The sequence below is a fragment of the Brachybacterium sacelli genome (genome assembly GCF_017876545.1).
Taxonomy (GTDB): domain Bacteria; phylum Actinomycetota; class Actinomycetes; order Actinomycetales; family Dermabacteraceae; genus Brachybacterium; species Brachybacterium sacelli.
On record NZ_JAGIOD010000001.1, the window covers coordinates 367,154 to 385,689 of the forward strand.

At 70.7% G+C, this 18,536-nt stretch carries 17 protein-coding genes and 1 pseudogene; 7 read left to right on the plus strand and 11 right to left on the minus strand.

Going from position 1 to position 18,536, the window contains the following annotated elements:
• Positions 1-211 precede the first annotated feature (211 nt).
• Positions 212-1,060: a sugar phosphate isomerase/epimerase family protein gene (locus tag JOF43_RS01525; RefSeq protein ID WP_209898143.1), complete on the minus strand. Its 849-nt coding sequence runs from the start codon at positions 1,058-1,060 to the stop codon at positions 212-214.
• A gap of 170 nt (positions 1,061-1,230) precedes the next feature.
• On the minus strand, positions 1,231-1,806 hold the full coding sequence (locus JOF43_RS01530) for a TetR/AcrR family transcriptional regulator (RefSeq protein ID WP_209898145.1): 576 nt from the start codon (positions 1,804-1,806) through the stop codon (positions 1,231-1,233).
• Between the two features lie 73 nt (positions 1,807-1,879).
• Here JOF43_RS01530 and JOF43_RS01535 point away from each other — a divergent pair, with 73 nt between their 5' ends.
• A complete protein-coding gene (locus JOF43_RS01535) occupies positions 1,880-3,757 on the plus strand; it encodes a flavin-containing monooxygenase (protein ID WP_245353982.1) in 1,878 nt (625 codons plus the stop codon).
• On the plus strand, positions 3,754-4,665 hold the full coding sequence (locus JOF43_RS01540) for an SMP-30/gluconolactonase/LRE family protein (protein WP_209898147.1): 912 nt from the start codon (positions 3,754-3,756) through the stop codon (positions 4,663-4,665). The genes JOF43_RS01535 and JOF43_RS01540 overlap by 4 nt, the downstream gene beginning before the upstream one ends.
• Before the next feature lie 87 nt (positions 4,666-4,752).
• Here the strand turns inward: JOF43_RS01540 and JOF43_RS01545 are convergent, their stop codons facing one another.
• Both JOF43_RS01545 and JOF43_RS01550 read right to left on the minus strand, forming a co-directional pair.
• A complete protein-coding gene (locus tag JOF43_RS01545) occupies positions 4,753-6,024 on the minus strand; it encodes a cytochrome P450 (protein ID WP_209898149.1) in 1,272 nt (423 codons plus the stop codon).
• Between the two features lie 51 nt (positions 6,025-6,075).
• Positions 6,076-6,555: a MarR family winged helix-turn-helix transcriptional regulator gene (locus JOF43_RS01550; RefSeq protein ID WP_209898151.1), complete on the minus strand. Its 480-nt coding sequence runs from the start codon at positions 6,553-6,555 to the stop codon at positions 6,076-6,078.
• Between the two features lie 117 nt (positions 6,556-6,672).
• On the opposite strand from JOF43_RS01550, the gene JOF43_RS01555 reads away from it, so the two are divergent.
• Positions 6,673-8,145, plus strand: a complete 1,473-nt coding sequence (locus JOF43_RS01555; protein ID WP_209898153.1) for an MFS transporter — start codon at positions 6,673-6,675, stop codon at positions 8,143-8,145.
• A 149-nt stretch (positions 8,146-8,294) separates the two neighbouring features.
• On the opposite strand, the gene JOF43_RS01560 is transcribed toward JOF43_RS01555, so the two are convergent.
• The 4 genes from JOF43_RS01560 to JOF43_RS01575 form a co-directional block, all read right to left on the minus strand.
• Entirely contained in the window at positions 8,295-8,888 is a 594-nt protein-coding gene (locus tag JOF43_RS01560; RefSeq protein WP_209898155.1) for a maleylpyruvate isomerase family mycothiol-dependent enzyme, read from the minus strand.
• Complete coding sequence (locus JOF43_RS01565) at positions 8,888-9,415, minus strand: SRPBCC domain-containing protein (protein WP_209898157.1); 528 nt, start codon at positions 9,413-9,415, stop codon at positions 8,888-8,890. Before JOF43_RS01565 ends, JOF43_RS01560 begins: the two co-directional genes overlap by 1 nt.
• Positions 9,412-9,756: an ArsR/SmtB family transcription factor gene (locus JOF43_RS01570; RefSeq protein WP_209898159.1), complete on the minus strand. Its 345-nt coding sequence runs from the start codon at positions 9,754-9,756 to the stop codon at positions 9,412-9,414. Before JOF43_RS01570 ends, JOF43_RS01565 begins: the two co-directional genes overlap by 4 nt.
• A gap of 94 nt (positions 9,757-9,850) precedes the next feature.
• Complete coding sequence (locus JOF43_RS01575; protein ID WP_209898161.1) at positions 9,851-10,756, minus strand: alpha/beta fold hydrolase; 906 nt, start codon at positions 10,754-10,756, stop codon at positions 9,851-9,853.
• 53 nt (positions 10,757-10,809) lie between these two features.
• Here JOF43_RS01575 and JOF43_RS01580 point away from each other — a divergent pair, with 53 nt between their 5' ends.
• Positions 10,810-11,187 (plus strand): MerR family transcriptional regulator, encoded by a 378-nt coding sequence (locus tag JOF43_RS01580; protein WP_209898163.1) that lies wholly within the window; start codon positions 10,810-10,812, stop codon positions 11,185-11,187.
• 108 nt (positions 11,188-11,295) lie between these two features.
• Here JOF43_RS01580 and JOF43_RS01585 read toward each other — a convergent pair.
• Together JOF43_RS01585 and arfA are read right to left on the minus strand one after the other, a co-directional pair.
• Positions 11,296-12,889 (minus strand): annotated as a pseudogene (locus tag JOF43_RS01585) (alpha-N-arabinofuranosidase).
• A 113-nt stretch (positions 12,890-13,002) separates the two neighbouring features.
• A complete protein-coding gene (gene arfA / locus JOF43_RS01590; RefSeq protein ID WP_209898166.1) occupies positions 13,003-14,520 on the minus strand; it encodes an arabinosylfuranosidase ArfA in 1,518 nt (505 codons plus the stop codon).
• Between the two features lie 331 nt (positions 14,521-14,851).
• Here arfA and JOF43_RS01595 point away from each other — a divergent pair, with 331 nt between their 5' ends.
• The 3 genes from JOF43_RS01595 to JOF43_RS01605 all read left to right on the plus strand — a co-directional run bounded on the left by JOF43_RS01595 (position 14,852) and on the right by JOF43_RS01605 (position 17,489).
• On the plus strand, positions 14,852-15,970 hold the full coding sequence (locus JOF43_RS01595; RefSeq protein ID WP_209898167.1) for a LacI family DNA-binding transcriptional regulator: 1,119 nt from the start codon (positions 14,852-14,854) through the stop codon (positions 15,968-15,970).
• Positions 15,967-16,770 carry a thymidylate synthase gene (locus JOF43_RS01600; RefSeq protein ID WP_209898169.1) on the plus strand — a complete coding sequence of 268 codons (804 nt, stop codon included), beginning with the start codon at positions 15,967-15,969 and terminating at the stop codon, positions 16,768-16,770. The genes JOF43_RS01595 and JOF43_RS01600 overlap by 4 nt, the downstream gene beginning before the upstream one ends.
• A 155-nt stretch (positions 16,771-16,925) precedes the next feature.
• Positions 16,926-17,489, plus strand: a complete 564-nt coding sequence (locus JOF43_RS01605; RefSeq protein WP_209898171.1) for a dihydrofolate reductase — start codon at positions 16,926-16,928, stop codon at positions 17,487-17,489.
• A gap of 81 nt (positions 17,490-17,570) precedes the next feature.
• Here JOF43_RS01605 and JOF43_RS01610 read toward each other — a convergent pair whose 3' ends face one another.
• A complete protein-coding gene (locus JOF43_RS01610; protein WP_209898173.1) occupies positions 17,571-18,527 on the minus strand; it encodes a glycoside hydrolase family 43 protein in 957 nt (318 codons plus the stop codon).
• Between the last annotated feature and the right edge of the window lie 9 nt (positions 18,528-18,536).

Consider the following 18,536-nt stretch of genomic DNA (forward strand, 5'->3'; position numbering starts at 1 on the left):
GGTCGCGTACTGGCGCTCTGGCATGAGCTCTGCCCATATAGCCACAGCGCACGCTCACGCGCCAGTACTCGACGTCGTACTCCCACGGAGGCGTATCCCGTCAGCCCCCGCCACCCTGATCACCTATGGCCCACCAGCTCGCACTACGTCGATCAGCTCTCGGCCCGATCAGCGCGTGACGGCACACGCACGTCACGGAACCGGCTGGCCGTCACTCCCCCGCGACGGCGCGGTCCAGGCGCGCGGAGATGTCGGCGAGGACCTCGTCGACGGGCTGCTCGGCGAGTTCCTTCATGAACGGCTCGACCTTCACGGGGCCGGTGTACCCGGCGGTGTGTACGGCAGCCATGAAGCCGGCGAGGTCGATGACCCCGGTGGCGTAGGGCAGGCGGCGGTCGAGGTCCTGCTGCTCGTCACGCTCGCGGTCGTCACGGGCGTCGTTGATGTCGACGGAGACGATGTCTGCGTCGGTCAGGCCTGCGAGATCCTCGGCGCTCTCCCCGGCGGTGTACCAGTGGTAGCTGTCCAGGATGAGGCCGACGTTGGTGGCCCCGGAATCGGCGATCAGCTCGCGCGCCTCGCGCAGGCCGTGGATGAAAGGGAAGCGTTCGGTGGACCAGAAGGTCTTGGGTCCGATGTACTCCAGGCCCAGGCGCAGGCCGGCATCGGCCAGCAGCTCGGCGACCAGGGAGAGCCGGCCGGCGTGCAGCCGCCAGTTCTGGCGGTGGTCGAGCGAGTCGTGCATGGGCCGGATCCAGGTGCCCACCCGGGTGACGCCGGCGGCCTGCAGCAGCTCGAGCGCCGCCGGCAGGTCCACGAGGGCCTCGCGGAACCGTGCGGCGGGGGCGTCCAGCGGCACGGGCAGGCCGGCCATGCCCCATTCGAGACCGCGCTCGCGCACTTCGGCGGCGTGCTCGGCAACCGCGCCGGTGCTGCCCAAGGAGCGGAAGTACTCCGGGTCGGGGTCGACACCGCCGAAGCCGTGCGCCGCGGCGAGGTCGATGGCGGTGGTGTGGACCAGGGGGAGGCCGAGAGCGCCGGCCGACAGGTTCGAGAACATCCGCTCAGCCTAGGCGCGATCTGTTCCCACGTGGTGACCTCGGGCACGATGTCCACGTGCTGGGATGACCGCGCCCCGAACGGTGCTCCCCGGCCGCGACGCCTGCGGCCCCTGGCGGCCCGGGGCGTCTCCTGCGCCCCGGCGACCCCGACGAGCCGCTGATCCGTCGGTCAGGAGGGGGCGCGGTCCGGCGGCTCGGTCGTGAACAGTCCGCGGTGGAGGATGACCCGGGCACGCGCGACGTCGTTCGCGCCGCCGGAGTGGCGGTCCACCGCGAGCGAGGCCAGCATCATCGGCATCGCGAGCAGGACGTCCTCGGCCGTCGTCCCCGCGCGGGCGACTCCGGCCTCGCACGCCCGGGCGACCAGCGGTTCGAAGGCGGATCGCGTGCGCTCGGCGAGCTGCCCGAGCTCACGGCCCTGATTTCTGGCCACCATGTGCGCCAGCCAGGGTGAGTCGATCTGGACGTCCAGGACGCGGTGGAACAGCTGCTCGGCCCCGTCGGGCTGCTCCGCGAGGTGCTGCGCGCGGGATTCGATCTCCTCCACGTTCTCCCGCAGGACCTCGGCGGCCAGCGCCTCGCGGTCGACGAAGTGGCGGTGCAGCGTGGTGCGGCTGACGCCCGCGGCACGGGCGATCTCGTCCAGCGGCACATCCGGCCCGCGCTTCGCCACGACGGTGCGGGCGGCGGCGAGCAGTCGCTCGCGATTGCGCGCCACGTCGCGGCGAACAGGTGTCTGCTCCATGGGAGGGACCGTACCAAGCCGAGGGCGGCTTGCCACCGAAACGTACATAGATGTACGTTTTTGCCTCGACCCCATGAAAGGCCCGATCTTGACGAACACGACGACGGACGACCTCGATCTCGGATTCGATCCCGACGCGCTGCGCGAGAAGTACCGACAGGAGCGAGATCGCCGGATCCGCCCCGACGGCACCGCCCAGTACCGCCGGACACACGGCGAGTTCGGCTACTGCGCGAAAGACCCCTACACGCCGTGGGGCGAGCGCGCCCCTCGGACGGACACCGTCGAGGTGCTCGTGATCGGTGCGGGCTTCGGCGGCCTGCTCACCGCCGCGAAGCTGCGGGACGCGGGGGTGGCCTCCGTGCGACTGATGGACGAAGCCGGAGACGTCGGCGGCACCTGGTACTGGAACCGCTACCCCGGCATCCACTGCGACATCGAGTCCTACCTCTACATGCCCCTGCTGGAGGAGACCGGATACATGCCCCAGTGGCGGTATGCACCGGGAGAGGAGATCCGTCGCCACGCCGTGCGGATCGCCGAGCAGTACGACCTCTACCGCGACACCGCGTTCCACACCCGCGCCACCGAGCTGCGCTGGGACGAGGAGCAGGCGCACTGGCTGGTGCGCACCGATCGCGGGGACGAGATGCACGCACGCTACGTCGTCGTCTCCTCCGGCACGCTCTCGCAGCCGAAGCTGCCGGGCATCCCCGGCATCGAGGAGTTCCAGGGCCACACCTTCCACACCAGCCGCTGGGACTACGGCTACACGGGCGGGGACGCCGAGGGAGGCATGACGGGTCTGGCCGACAAACGGGTGGCCGTCGTCGGCACCGGCGCGACCGGGCTGCAGGCGATCCCCGAGATCGCGGCCGACGCGGCGCAGCTGTACGTCTTCCAGCGCACTCCCTCCTCCGTCGACGTGCGCGACAACCGACCCACCGACCCGGAATGGGCCGCCTCGCTGCAGCCGGGCTGGCAGCGTGAGCTGATGGAGAACTTCCTGGCGATCCTGTCCGGCGAGGAGGTCGAGGAGGATCTGGTCCAGGACGGCTGGACCGCCACCCCCGCACTGCAGCGCAAGATGATCACCGGCAGGCTCGACACCTCGCTCGATCCCGCCGAGCGCGAGCGCCGCGACGAGATCGCGGACTTCGCCGTCATGAACCGCATCCGCTCCCGGGTCGGAGACGTCGTCGAGGACCCGGCCACGGCCGAGGCGCTCATGCCCTGGTACCGCTACATGTGCAAGCGCCCCGGGTTCAGCGACCTGTACCTCCAGGCCTTCAACCGCGACAACGTCACCCTCGTCGACACCGCCGATCATGGCGGCGTCACCCGGATGACGCAGAACGCGGTGGTCGTCGGGTCCGACGAGTACGAGGTGGACTGCGTCATCTTCGCGACAGGGTTCGAGACCGGAGTCTCCGGAGTCGTCTCCGGCACGCTCCCTGCGCACGGCCGTGACGGCATCGCGCTGCTGGAGGCCTGGTCCCGCGGCCCCCGCACCCTGCACGGCTTCACCTCCCACGGCTTCCCGAACCTGTTCCACCTGGGATCGCTGCAGAACGCCAACTCCGTGAACTTCGTGCACATCCTCACCGAACAGGCCCAGCACATCTCCGCCATGGTCTCCGCGGCCCGCGAGAGGGGTGCCCGGTACGTCGAGCCCACCCGGGAGGCCGAGCAGCGATGGTGCGACACGCTCCAGGACGTCGCCGTCGACAACAGCGAGTTCCTCGCCGAATGCACGCCCGGCTACTACAACGGGGAGGGCACCCGCACAGGGGCCTCGACGTCCTACGCCCCCGGCCCGGTGGCCTTCCACCAGCTGCTCGCCGACTGGCGCGAGGACAGCATGGACGAGGTGCTCGTGATAGGCACGGGCGGGAGCCCCTCGGACCACGAGGTCGCGCGATCAGACTTCGTCGGGCAGGGTGCCGCATGAGGCAGCACCAGACGGCGCAGCGGGTCCTGCAGGTCACCTCGCCGCACGAGGCCACCGGCATGACTCTGCTCGAGGGGCCGACGTTCGACGGTCAGGGACGGCTGCATCTCGTCGACGTCACCGCACCTGCCGGCGCGCCGAAAGTGATGCGGATCGACCTCGACACCGAGGAGATCACTCCTCTGGTCACCGAGGGGAACGGTGCCTTCACCTCCGCGCAGTGGGGCCCCCAGGATGGCCGCCTCTACCTGACCGATTACGCGTCGGGGCAGATCATCAGCGTCACCGCGGAGGGCGAGGACGCCCGGACCGTCTTCTCCGGAGAGGTCGAGGGCCGTGCCATGCACCCGGATGACCTCGCGTTCGACGAGGCGGGAAACATGTTCGTCTCCGATTCCTCGCCGACCGTCTATCCCGACGCCGCCCCGACCGGGCGCGTGGTGCGGATCGACGCGGAGACCTCGGCGGCGACCGTCCTGGCCGACAACCAGCCGAACCCCAACGGGATCTCCCTCGATCGTGATGGCGCACTCTGGATCAGCCAGCTCGACGCGAACCGCATCGACCGCCTCCTCCTGAATCAGGACCGCATCGCGGTCACCACGGGGCACACCGCGATCCACGTCGACGGCGGGCCCTCCCAGGCCGACTCCAACGCGATCGATGCCGACGGGAACATCTACCAGGCCTCGCACGGGATCCCACGGATCCTGGTCTACGGCCCGGACGGCACGCACAGGGCGACCATCGACATCCCCGCCGAGCACGAGGGCCTCGAGTCCGCGACGAACCTTGCCATCCGACCCGGAACCCAGAAGGCCTTCGTGACGGTCAGCGGGCCCGCCGGCGGATTCATCTACCGGTTCGACGCGCTGGCCGAGGGGACGCGTCAGTCCAACGGGGGCTGAGGGGCCCGCGTCCCGGCAGCCCGTCACTCACTCCTCGACGGTCCGCGCCGGGCCGGGGTCACTCCGCGAGGTCGATCGATCTCCGCGTCACCAGGTGACGGGGAGGCGGTGGAGGCCGTAGATCGTGGCGTCATGTTTGAACGGAAGGTCCGCCACGTCCGCCGCGAGACGCAGAGTGGGGACCCGCGCCAGCACGGTCGGGTAGACGACCTGGAGCTCCATGCGCGCGAGGTTCTGCCCCAGGCACTGGTGGATCCCGAAGCCGAAGCCGACATGGTTGCGGGGGTTCCGGCCCAGGTCGAGGGTGTCAGGGTCCTCGAAGACCTCGGCATCGCGGTTGCCCAGATCCGTGGCCACGATGACTCCCTCGCCCGCCCGGATGGTGACCCCGGCGATCTCGATGTCCTCGGTGGCCACGCGCTTGCGGCCGTCGTGCGTGATGGTCAGGTAGCGCATGAGCTCCTCGACCGCCGAGGCCACCAGGGCCGGGTCGGGCTCCTCGCGCAGCCGGTCCACCTCCTCGGGGTTCTCGAGCAGCGCCGTGATCCCCAGCGCGATCATGTTCGCGGTGGTCTCGTGACCGGCGACCAGCAGCAGGATGCCCATCTGCACCGCATCGGGGATCCCGATCTCCCCCTCGTGCACGCGCCGGCCGAGGTCGGAGAAGATGTCCTCCTCCGGGTGCTGCATCTTCTCGGCGAGCAGCTCCCCCATGTACTGGCCCAGCGCCGTCATCGCGGCGTGACGCTGCTCGGGGGTCGAATCACGGTGCACGATCAGCTTGGAGTTCATCTGGAAGAAGTCGTGCTTCGTGTAGGGCACGCCGAGCAGCAGGCAGATCACGAGCGACGGCAGCGGGAGGGCGAACTCCTCGACGAGGTCGACGGGCCCCTCCTTCGCGAGCATCTTGTCCAGGAGGTCATCGGCGATCTGCTGGACCGTCGGCCGCATGGCCTGCATGCGCTTGACCGCGAACGGGGCGGTGACCATGCGGCGCAGCCGTGCGTGCTCCGGGTCGTCCATCAGGATGAAGCCGATCCCGGCGTTCTGCGTGCTGCCGTCCTCCTCGGCCTCGGCGTCCGCGGCGACGGCGCGCGCGGCGCTCGCCGAGGGGTGGGGATATCCGGGACGGGCGGCGTTCGAGCTCAGCCGCGGGTCCAGGAGGAGCTTGCGACCTTCGGCGTACCGGGTGACGAACCAGGGTGTGCTGCCGTCGGCGAGGCGCACCCGGGTCAGGGGCCCCTCCTCCTGGAGGGCACGGCCGGTCGGGGGCGGGTCGAACGGGCAGCGCCCGTCACGGGGCATGGGGAAGTCCTGCGGCGAGTGCTCGTCGGTGCGAGCCGTGGCGATCTGGGTCATCGTGTCTCCTTCATCGTGCAGTGAGCGGTCATCGTGCGGTGAGGGGTCTTCTCACCCGTGAGGAACCTTCCCCCTGGTCTCCGGGACGGCAGCGCCGTAAGCGCCCAGGTAGCGGTCCATCAGCCGGAGGAACGTCGACGCGTCCTCCTCGCCCATCGCCTCCAGAGCGACTTCGTAACCGCCCAGGGAGATCGCGAGATCCGCCTCGAAGGCGTCGCGCCCGGCAGCGGTGCGTGCGAAGCGGTACGCGGAGTCGCCGGGCTCCCGGGTCCTTCCCAGCAGCCCTTCGGCGACCGCGGCGTTGACCTGGCGGTTGACGGTGGACTGCTCGAGGCCGAGCTCGTGCGCGACCTCCTTGAGGGTGCGCGGCGTGTTGTCGGAGAACAGCCAGAGGATGCGAAGATCCGCGGTCCCGAGCGACATGGCCTGCTCGTGGTCGCGCCGGTGCCTGTCCAGCATCCAGAACATCCCGGCCAAGCGCCTGCCCCGAGTATTCGGGAGCGTGCCCTCGAGGGTGGTGCGTTCGTCCATCTCGTTCTCTCCGTCTCACCGGGTTGTGGCCTCGGCCGGGGCTATGTAATCTGCATATCGAAGCGGTGTGTACCTTACACATCCTAACGCTCGTTCCGCTCGCTCCAGAGAGTGCTGATGACCAGAGATTCCGACGCCGCGACGGCCCGCGGCAGCGCCCGCCACCCTGCCCTCATCCTGATCGTCGCCGGCTTCTCCAGCTTGTGCGCAGCGCTCATGCAGTCGCTCGTGATCCCGATCCAGCCTCAGCTGCCCGAGATGCTCGGAACCTCGGCCTCCAACGCCGCCTGGGTGGTCACCGCGACCCTTCTGGCCGGCGGCGTCGCGATGCCGCTCACCGGCAAGCTCGCCGACCTCAAGGGCCGCAAGCCCGTGCTGGTCGCCTCGGCGCTCCTGCTGCTGCTCGGCTCCCTGATCTGCGCGCTGGGCGACTCCCTGGCGCCGGTCCTCCTCGGCCGCGTACTGCAGGGCCTGGCCATGGGGTACATCCCGGTGGCCATCAGCTTCGTGCGCGAGGTGATGCCGCCGCATCTGCGCAACACGGCGGTCGCCGGCATCAGTGCCACGCTCGGCGTGGGCGGCGCCCTCGGCCTGCCGATCGCCGCCTGGGTCGCGCAGTCCTACGACTGGCACGCCCTGTTCTGGCTGGCCACCGTGCTCGCGGTGATCATGGTGGTCGCCACGCTCGCCGTCCTGCCGCATCGCCCGGCCACCGGCTCGGGGAAGCTCGACGTGATCGGCGCGATCGGCATGTCCGTCGGCATCGTCGCTCTGTTGGTCGGCATCTCGAAGGGCTCCGACTGGGGCTGGGCCAGCCCCGCGACGCTCGGGACGATCCTCGGCGGCCTCGTGGTGCTGCTGCTGTGGGGACGTTTCGAGATCGGGCACGAGAACCCGCTGGTCGATCTGCGCACCACCGCCCGCCGGCCGGTGCTGCTGACGAACATCGCCGCCCCCCTGGCCGGCTTCGGCATGATGGCGCAGTCGATCGTCGTGCCCCAGCTCCTGCAGGCCCCGGGCGCGACCGGGTACGGGCTCGGGCAGACCGTGCTGCAGGCCGGCCTGTGGATGGCTCCGGCCGGGCTGATGATGATGGTCTTCACCCCGATCTCGAGCCGCATGCTGACCCGCCTGGGTGGCCGCACCACGCTGGCCACCGGCATGGTCGTGATGGCCTGCGGCTACCTGGTCGCCTTCTTCCTCACCGACGCCCCGTGGCAGCTGATGCTCGCCGCCTGCGTCTCCTCCGCGGGCGTGGGCATCGCCTACGCGGCCATGCCCACGCTGATCATGGAGAACTCCCCCGCCTCGGAAGCCGGAGCAGGGGTGGGCGTGAACGCGCTGATGCGCTCCATGGGCACCACCGTCGCGGGCGCCGTGATGGCGATCGTGCTCACCTCGATCACGACCACGATGGGCGACACCTCTCTGCCGACGGTGGCCGCGTTCAAGGTGTGCTTCGCCCTCGGCGCGGTCGCGGGCCTCGGAGCCGCGGCGGTCACGTTGTGCATTCGCCGCCGATCCGCCGAGGAGAGCCCGGGAGAGGCCGCCGTAGAGCTCGAGGCCGCCGAGGAGCCGGCGCTGCCCTGAGATACCTGTCCGGGCCGGGTGCCGGGCATCGTCGACGCCCGGGCCAGGTGCCGGGCATCCTCGACGCGGACGCCGGTTACTGGCGCGTCAGCGAGCGCACTGTCCATATCGCCACAGCGCTCGCCAAAGCGCCAGTAATCGGCAAGCCCTCATGCAGGCCGCGTCGGCGTCCAGCGCGGGTCGCGGCCGAGGAAGGCGAACAGCTCCTCCTGCTCGGTCGCGACGTCGGGGACGGGCTGCTGCTGCCCGAACTGGCCGCTGGGCCGCAGCTGCTCCTCCGCGGCGCTCATGCCGGTGAAGGCGTCGTGGACGAGGTCCGGATCGAGGGTGTCGTCCTGGCCGGAGGAGCGGGCGAGGTCCCAGGTATGGAAGAAGACGTCCGCGGTGTACACGGAGTCGACGACCTCGGGGACGGGCCGATCCTGCCCGGTGTGGGGGTTGGAATGGAGGTACTCGGCGGCGGCCGGGTCCTCGAGCAGGTCCTGGACCTGGGTGCTCAGCTGGGTCCAGGCACCGACCGGATCCTCCTCGATACTCGGGCCCTCCGCGAAGCGGAACGTCGAGCCGCCGTGGATGAGCGCGGGCAGCCAGGTGGCCAGGTGGCCGACCACGTCGCGTGCTCGCCACTCCACCACCGGGGTGGGGGCGTCCCAGTCGGTCACGCCGTGCACCGTGCGCGTGAAGCCGCGAGCGATCACCCGATGCTTCTGCGCCGGTGGGAGTTCGGGCAAGGGCGTCGACATCAGGAGCCCTCGCTGCCGGCCGACGTCTCCGGGACCGCTCCGGCCTCGAGCAGGGCGTCGAGCTTCTCGTAACCCTCCTGGATCCCGATCTCCATGCCGCTCTCGAGCATCTGGCCGCGACTTTCGAAGGAGTCGAACATCGAGGTGCTGTGCATGCGCGTCCAGCCGTCGCCGAGGTCCTCGAGGCGCATGGTCTCCAAGGAGACTCCCTCGGGCCAGCCGTCGAAGGTGAAGGTCTGGACGACCCGCTCCTCGGTGACGTCGTGGAAGCTGCCGTGGAAGGAGTACTCCTCCCCCGTCTCGCGGTCGATGTTGGTGAAGGCCCAGGAGCCGCCGGTGCGGGCATCCCAATGGCCGATGCGCGTGTCCAGGCTCTTCGGCCCGACCCACTGAAGGTAGAGCTGGGGATCGGTGTGAGCCCGCAGGATCTGCGCGGGAGCGGCGCGGAAGTCGCGCGTGACGCGGATCTGCGGGAGTTCGGGGTCGGCGTCGATGGCGGCGGTTCTCTGGTGGTCGGCGGTGCTCATGGCTTCTCCTCCGAAGCGGTGGGGGCGCTGCCCTGCAGCAGAGCGTCGAGGCGGCTCAGGCGCTGCTCGGCGGCGCGGCGATGTCGGTCGATCCAGTGGGTCAGCTCCCCCAGCACCTCGGCGTCGAGGTGGACGGGGCGGCGTTGGGCGTCGCGCCGGCGGGTGACCAGGCCGGCGGACTCGAGGACCGTGAGGTGCTTGCTCACGGCCTGCAGCGACATGTCGTACGGAGCGGCGAGCTCGCCGACGGTGGCGTCACCGAGGGTGAGACGGGAGACGAGGTCCCGCCGCGTCGGGTCGGCGAGGGCCGCGAAGGCTCTCGACAGGGTGTCGTCGTTCATCCCTCCCTTTCTCAACTGATTGGTTGATATCAGGACGCTACGCCGCCTCCACAGCGTCGTCAACCCCTGGGTTGAATACACGTGTCGAGCACCCCTACCCTCGAGGGTCCCGCCCTTCGCCTGCCCATGCACCCCGGGATGCCTCGAGCCAGTCCTCGACCGCCTCGGACACCTCCGTCGGGGACTCGAGCGGCGCGAGGTGGCCGGTCGCAGCCAAGACCGTGACCGGCGGATCGCCTGGAAGACGTTCCCGCAGCTGAGCCGCCTGTTCGACGGGGATCCACGGGTCCTGCTCGCCCCATCCGATCGCGGTCGCGCAGCGCACCGTGCCCAGCATGCTCACGAGGGGACGGGTGTGCTCGGGGGTCAGCGCCGCGATCTGGGCGTAGAAGGCGGACTGCCCCTCCCCCGCGATCCAGGGCGCGACCAGCACCTCGAGCTGGTCCGTGCTGAGCTCGCGGTGGGCGGCCCCGGTGATGTACTCCCTGGCCAGCGCGGCATGGAGCGCAGGTGGCAGGGCGGAGAAGACGTCGGCGTGCTCGGCGACGAGACGGAAGAAGGGTGAGCCCCAGGGATCGAGGGTCACCACGTCCCACAGCATCAGCGAGGCGAACTCGCGCCCGTGGAGCAGATGGGCACCGAGGGCGACGGCGCCCCCGATGTCGTGGGCCAGGACGTGCGGCCGCTCCAGATCCCAGTGTTCGAGCAGACGAGCCAGCCGCCCGCTCTGCGACGCGAGATCGACCGGGACGTCGGCGCCCTTCGCGGAGAGCCCGTAGCCGGGCATGTCCCACAAATGCACCCGATATCCCTCGCTCAATGCCGTCGCGACCGGGTCCCACACCTGAGCGGACCATGGAGTGCCGTGACAGAGCACCACGTCACCGCGCGGTTCGGCACGTGCCGGAGCCAGTGTGTAGGTCGCGATCTCGACGCCGTCGAGCGCGACGGGCACAGGGTCGGGCAGACACGTCGTGGAGGCGGGCTCAGGTCTCGACATGCCCGGCACGCTAGGCCTTCAGGTCGACCTGAGGGCAATGGCAGGATGGGGCCATGAGGATCGCCGACGCTGCCCGTGAGATCGGGGTGGCCGAGCACGTGCTGCGCCACTGGGACGACATCGGCGCGGTCTCGCCCGAGCGCACGGCGGCAGGCCATCGCGACTACTCGGACGAGCATCTCCACCGTCTGCGGGTGCTGCGTGCGTGCCAGGAGGTCGGGATGAGTCTCGCGGAGATCCGGCTCGTCCTCCACCGCGACGAATCGGGCCGCACCGAGGTCATCACCCGGCAGCGTGAACATCTGCGAGCGCAGCGGGAGCGCCTCGAGGACGCCGAGCGGTTCCTCGCTCACGTCATCGACTGTCGGCACGACCTGCTGACCCGCTGCCCGGAGTGCAGTCTCTACGGCGATCCGGGACCGCCTGCCTGACATCGATCCCCCGGGTGCCCGGCCCCTGTGACGACCAGCCGTGGCGACCACTCCGGAGACACGCGCCCTTCGGCGCTCGGCGTCGCAGTGCCCGAGGGGGCGACCGCTTCACTCCCCCAGCTGCAGCTCCACGGTCGCCACGGCGTGCGGCGGCAGCGTGATCTCGAGACCCCGATCGTGCGAGCGGACGTCCTCGAGCGCGGCCGGCGCGACGGCCCGAGGATCCTCCGGGGTGTTGTGCGCGGCGGTGGAGGCTCCGGTCAGCACGGTGGCCCGGTGCCCGGTGACCGCACGCCCCCGCAGGTCCAGCACGAGGGTGCGCGGGGCGTCGGCATCGAGGTTCGACAGCGAGATCAGCGCGGTGCCCTCCTCGCTGCGCACCGAGGCGGAGGCCGAGACCAGCGGCAGCGCCCGACCGTCGACCTCGGCCGGCTCCTCGGGGAGCATCACGTGGGTGGCGAGCGCCGCGGCGTCCTGGTGTCCGGCGTTCATGGCGAACACGTGATAGGTCGGGGTGAGCACGAGAGCGCCGGAGTCGGGATCGGTGAGGATCATCGCCTGCAGGACGTTCACGGTCTGGGCGATGTTGGCCATGATCAATCGGTCGGCATGGCGGTGGAATCCGTCGAAGTGGATGCCGGCCACCAGGGCGTCGCGCACCGTGTTCTGCTGGTACAGGAACCCGGGGTTCGTGCCGGGCTCGACGTCCCACCAGCTGCCCCATTCATCCAGCACCAGGCCGACCTTCTTGTACGGGTCGTAATGGTCCATGACCGTGGAGTGCCGAGCCACCAGCTCCTCGGTGCGGGCGGCGCGGGCGAGGGTCAGGTACCACTCCTCGGCGGAGAACTCGGTGGCGCTGCCCTTGTTCGCCCAGGGGCCGGTCATCGTGTAGTTGTGCAGGGAGATCGCCTGGTAGGGGCCGGGCTTCCCCTCGCGCGCATCGAGATGGGTGGCGGCGCGCATGAGCGACTCGGTCCAGGCGTAGTCGTCGACGTTGGCGCCGGCGGCGATGCGGGTGACGGTGTTCCCCGGGTCTCCGCCCTGGTCGCGCACGAAGGTGGAGTACTGGCTGGCGGGCCAGCGCCGCGTAGTCCTCGGCGCGCATGTTCCCGCCACAGCCCCAGGACTCGTTCCCGATGCCGAAGAACGGCACCTTCCACGGCTCGTCGCGGCCGTTGCCGCGGCGCAGGGATGCCATCGGGGAGTCGTCGGCGCGGGTGAGGTACTCGATCCACTCGCTCATCTCGGCGACCGTGCCGGAGCCGACGTTGCCGTTGACGTAGGCGTCGGTCCCCAGCAGCTCGACCAGATCCATGAACTCGTGGGTGCCGAAGGAATTGTCCTCCACGACGTCGCCCCAATGGGAGTTGACCATCCGCGGGCGGTCCTCGCGGGGGCCGATGCCGTCCTTCCAGTGGTACTCGTCGGCGAAGCAGCCTCCGGGCCAGCGCAGGTTCGGGATGCGCAGGGCGCGCAGCGCCTCGACCACGTCGTGGCGGATGCCCCGGGTGTTCGGGATCTCGGAGTCCTCGCCCACGAAGAAGCCGCCGTAGATGCAGCGGCCCAGGTGCTCGGCGAAGTGGCCGTAGAGGTGGCGGCTGATGGTGGGGCCGGGCAGGTCGAGGTCGACGACCACGCTGGCAGGCCCGCCCGCCGTGCGGCGGGTGGAGCCGGTCGACGCGGTGGCGAGGGAGGTCACGAGCGAGCGGGTGAGCGAGGACGAGGTCACGGGGCTCTCCTACGAGCGAGCGGGGCGAGTGGTGAGGGTCGGCCCGGCCGGGGCGCGCTCACCCGGCCGGACCGCGTCGGGGGTCAGGCGCGGCGCGCGAGTCGGACCATGGTCCAGGAGATCGCGGGCAGGTCGCCCGCCAGATGGCCGTCGGTGAGCGCGACCGAGTCGTTGATCGCGGGAGTCACGGTCTCGGGTGCGTCCTGGGTGTTCGCGGCGTAGGGATCCTCGTGATGCAGAGTGAGCGCCTCGACCAGCTCGAGGTCGCCGAAGGCCGCCAGGTCCGCATCCAGGGCGAGCGGCGCATCGGCCCCGCGGTTGACGACGAAGACGGTGAGGTCCCCGGCCTCCTCGTCCCAGGTGGCCACGGCATCGGCCGCGGCGCTGGTCCCGAAGCGGGCGTTCTCGAAGCGCGGCGCCTGGAGACGCACGTCGAGCACCTCGCCCGCGGCATGACGGGAGGTCAGCGCGAAGGGGTGGAAGGTGGTCTGCTTCCACGCGGCTCCGCCGGGCGCAGTCATGATCGGGGCGATGACGTTGACCAGCTGGGCGAGGGAGGCGGAGGCGACCCGGTCGCTGTGGCGCAGCAGGGAGATCAGCAGATTGCCGAACACCACGGCGTCCATGGCGCTGTAGGTGTCCTCGAGCAGCACGGGCGCGACGGGCCAGTCGTCGCCGCTCGGTGGGCGGGACTCGGCGCGGTGCTGGTACCAGATGTTCCACTCGTCGAAGCTGACCATGATGCGCTTGTCGCGACCCAGCTTCGCGCGCACGTGGTCCGCGGTGGCGACCACGGAGTCGATGAAGTAGTCCATGTCGTCGGCCGAGGCGAGGAAGGAGGCCTGGTCGCCGTCCTTCTCGGAGTAGTAGGCGTGGGCGGAGATCATGTCGACGTGGTCGTAGGCCTCGGTCAGCACCGTGCTCTCCCACTCACCGAAGGTCTCCATCGAGGAGTTCGAGGAGCCGCAGGCGATGAGCTCGAGGTCGGGATCCTCCTGGCGCATCGCGCGGGCGGTCTCGGTGGCCAGGCGCGCGTACTCCTCGGGCGTCTTGTGGCCGGTCTGCCACGGGCCGTCCATCTCGTTGCCCAGGCACCACATCGAGATGCCGTAGGGCGCGGCGTGACCATTGGCGGCGCGTTCGTCGGACAGCGCGATGCCCTCCGGGGCGTTGGCGTACTGGAGGACGTCGAGCGCCTCCTCGATGCCGCGGGTGCCGAGGTTGACGGCGTACATCGGCTCGACGCCCGCCTTGGAGACCCAGGCCATGAACTCGTCCAGGCCCACGGTGTTGGGGTCGGTGGAGTGCCAGGCGAGGTCATGGCGTGCCGGGCGCTCCTCGGCGGGGCCGATGCCGTCCTCCCACCGGTAGCCGGAGACGAAGTTGCCTCCGGGGTAGCGCACGGAGCTCACACCGAGCTCGCGGGTCAGCGCGAGCACGTCGGTGCGGAAGCCGTCCTCGTCGGCCGAGGGATGGCCGGGCTCGTGGATTCCGGTGTAGACGCAGCGGCCGAGGTGCTCGACGAAGGCGCCGAAGGTGCGGCGGCGCACCGGGGCGACGCGGAAGGCGGGGTTCAGGGCAAGAGTGACGTGCGAAGACATCGGTGTCGGCATCCTTCTCGAAGGTGGGGCACCGGCCCGGTCGCGGCCATGCGAGGACCAGCTCTACAACGTTGCAAACCAGCTTTCCACAGCCTCGCCACCGCGTCAACGGGCGACGTCCGACGAAGTCGGCGGGAGCAGCCGGCGACGACGGCGGGGCGGACGACAGAACCGGGACGCCGGCGGCGCACGCGACGCGTCGCCTCAGCGCGCCGCTCCCGTCCCGCCTCTGCTGGTACACGGGAGCCGGCCCCGCGACCGCGCCCGGCTCCGCCACGACATCGCCCACCCGCCGCACCCGAGCGCGCCCACGAGTGCAAGAATCGTCCCCATGTCCCTGAACTCCGCGACCGGTCGCCAGCGCCCTCCGTCGCTGCGCGACGTCGCCGAGCTCGCAGGGGTCTCGATCAAGACGGTCTCCAACGTGGTCAACGACTACCCGCACGTGCGCGACGCCACCCGGGAGAAGGTGCGGGAGGCGATCCTGCAGGTCGGCTACCGTCCGCAGGTCGCAGCACAGCAGCTGCGCACGGGCGCGAGCAAGATGATCACTCTGGCGGTGCCGGCGCTGACCTTCTCCTACTTCTCGGACCTGGCCCAGGAGTTCATCGACGAGGCGCAACTGCGCGGCCAGACCGTCGTGCTGCACTCGACCTCCGGCGGTCGCGAGGCCGAGCGCACCGTGCTCGAGGGCTTCAATCGTCTGGTCGGCGACGGCGTGATCTTCAATCCGCTGCTGATCGAGGAGGAGGTGTTCGCGCGGATGGAGCGCACCACCCAGCCCACGGTCTTCATCGGTGAGCACCTGCCCGAGGAGCTCCCCCAGGGCAGCGACTACGTACGCATCGACAATGTGGCCGCCGCCTTCGATGCGACCGCCCACCTGCTCGAGTGCGGTCGGCGCCGCATCGCCTTCCTCGGCGCCATCGCCACCCGGCACGGCCTGCAGCCCCACAGCTCCGGCTCCCTGCGCCGGGACGGCTACGCCGCCGCGCTGACCGAGCACGGCCTCGACCCCGACGTCGCCGTCGTGCAGGCGGTCGACGACTGGCACCGCCATGACGGGTTCACCGGCGCCCAGGCGCTGATGGCACGGCACCCCGAGGTGGACGGGATCGTCTGCGGCAACGACGACCTCGCCATCGGCGTGCTCGCGCAGCTGCGCCGGCTGGGCCGGCGGGTTCCCGAGGACGTCGCCGTGATCGGCTACGACGACACCCCCGACGCCCCTTTCGCCTCCCCGCCGCTGTCGACCATCTCGCCGGACAAGCACACGCTCGCCGCGACCGCCCTGGACCTGCTGACCGAACGCATCCAGGGGCACGACGGGCCGCCCCGGGTCCTGGACACCCCGTACGCGCTGGTGGTCCGCGAGTCCACGGCCCCCGCCGGCGCCACCTCGTCCCCTGCCACTACGACATCCACTGACCTCGAGGAGCTGCCCCGATGACCGTCCCGACCCCGTACGAGGACCTGCTGCGCGAGGTCATGGAGACCGGGCACGCCAAGGGCGACCGCACCGGCACCGGCACCCGCAGCCTGTTCGGCAAGCAGATCCGCTACGACCTCGGCGCGGGATTCCCGCTGATCACCACCAAGCGGGTGCACACCCGCTCGATCATCCTCGAGCTGCTGTGGTTCCTGCGCGGGGACACCAACGTGCGCTGGCTGCAGGAGCGGGACGTGACGATCTGGGACGAATGGGCCGACGCCGACGGCGACCTCGGCCCGGTCTACGGCGCGCAGTGGCGCTCGTGGCCCACGCCCGACGGCGGGGTCATCGACCAGATCACCGACGTCGTCGAGCAGATCCGCGCCAATCCGGACTCACGGCGCCTGATCGTCACGGCCTGGAACCCGGCCGACATCCCGAAGATGGCGTTGGCACCCTGCCACGCGCTGTTCCAGTTCGAGGTGCACGACGGGAAGCTCTCCTGCCAGCTGTACCAGCGCAGCGCCGACCTGTTCCTGGGGGTGCCGTTCAACATCGCCAGCTACGCGCTGCTCACCCACATGGTCGCCCAGCAGACCGACCTCGAAGTCGGGGACTTCGTGTGGACCGGCGGCGACTGCCACATCTACGACAACCACCACGAGCAGGTGACACGGCAGCTCTCCCGCGAGCCGTACGAGTACCCGAGGCTGCGCATCGCCCGTCGTCCCGACTCGATCCTGGGTTACGAGCTCGAGGACTTCGAGATCCTCGACTACCAGCACCACAAGGGCATCAAGGCCCCGGTCGCCGTCTGATGGCGGCCGAGCACCCCACCGAGCCGGCCCGGACCGAACCGGGCGCGCCGGGCCCCGAGGCGCCAAGCCCCGGCTCACCAGGTCCCAGCTCGCCAGGTCCCGTCTCCCCGGGCCGGCACCGGCAGCGCATCGGGGCACGCGCACCGCGGCTCGGCATGATCTGGGCGCAGGCCCGCGACGGCGTGATCGGGGCGAGCGGCGCGATGCCCTGGCATCTGCCCGAGGACCTCAAGCACTTCTCCCGCACCACGAAGGGCTCGCCGGTGGTGATGGGCCGACGCACCTGGGAGTCCTTCCCGCCGAAGTACCGACCCCTGCCGGGCCGCACGAACATCGTCATCACCCGGGACGACGCCTTCGCCGACGAGGGGGCCGTGCGCGCCCGCACCATCGAGGAGGCTCTCGACCTGGCCGGCAGTGACCTCGCCGCTCGAGCCGGATCCGCGGACCGCGCCGAGCTCGGGGATCAGGCCGAGCCCGCAAGCACCTCCACGATCTGGGTCATCGGCGGTGGCCGCGTGTACCGCGAGGCGATGGACCGTGCCGATCTCCTCGTGGTCACGGAGATCGACCTCGAGATCGACGGGGACACCACTGCGCCCCCGATCCCGGCGGACTTCCCGGCGGCGTCCACGGACCCCGACCCGTCGACCGCCGACTCCCCGTGGCACACCTCCCGCACGGGCCTGCGCTACCGGATCCTCACCTACTCACGCTGAGCGCGCCGGCGGCCCCCACGTCGCCATCTGCCCCGCCGCACCGGCGGACTCACCTGGCCTCAGCAGCGCCGGCAGCGCCGGTCACGACAGGGTGCCGCCCACGCGCAGACGCGGGACCGCGGTATCCACCTCGAGCTCACGCAGGTGCATGTACCGGCCCGTGCGCGCCTCGTCCCAGGCGTGGAAGGCGATCACGTCCTGCCCGTCGGGCCCGGTGGTGCAGGAGTCGTGGCCCGGCCCGATGAACTCCGCATCGCTGCGCAGCAGCACGTCCTCCCCCGCCTCCGGCACGGTCCACGGACCCGTCGGCGAGGCGGCGTGCATCCAAGCCGTGCGGTAGCCGGTGCCCTGCCACGACCCGCCGGAGAAGGTCAGCAGCAGGAGCCCGTCGCGCACCACCACGTGAGGCCCCTCGAGGGTGTGCCAGGTGAACCTCCGCCCGTACATCTCGCGCTCCCGCTGGAAGATCTGCCAGTCGTCGTAGGGCGCGAGCACCGGCACCGTCGGACCCAGTGTCGTCGGCGTCAGCAGCGGCGCCGCCGCCAGATGCGTGCCCGGTCGCTCGTGCTCGAGCACGTCGCGGGCAAAAAACAACCACCAGCTCCCGTCGCCGAGACGGCACGGGGAGGCATCGATCGCGAACAGCTCCTCGGGCGTCAGCACCACCGACTGGTCACGGAAGGGTCCCTCGGGCGTCGCGGCCCGGGCCACCCGGACCAGGTGGCCGCGGTCCCCATGGCCGACGGAGTAGTACATCCACCATGCGCCCTCGCGTTCGCACACCTCCGGGGCCCAGTAGGAGTCCCCGGCCTCCGGCGCCAGCGCCTCCAGCACGTTCCCGATCCCGTGCCAGGTCACGAGATCCTCGGAGACCGCTGCGGGCACGGCGAGACCCTCCCGGACCGGCCCGGTCCCGTAGGCGATCCACCCGTCGGGCGTGCGGACCACGTCCGGATCCGCGAGCGGGACCGACCAGGAGGGCTCCGGCCGCCCCGCATCCCCGCTCTCGGCGAGGCGCCCGGCCCCTCCGTCTGCCACGCCCACCGC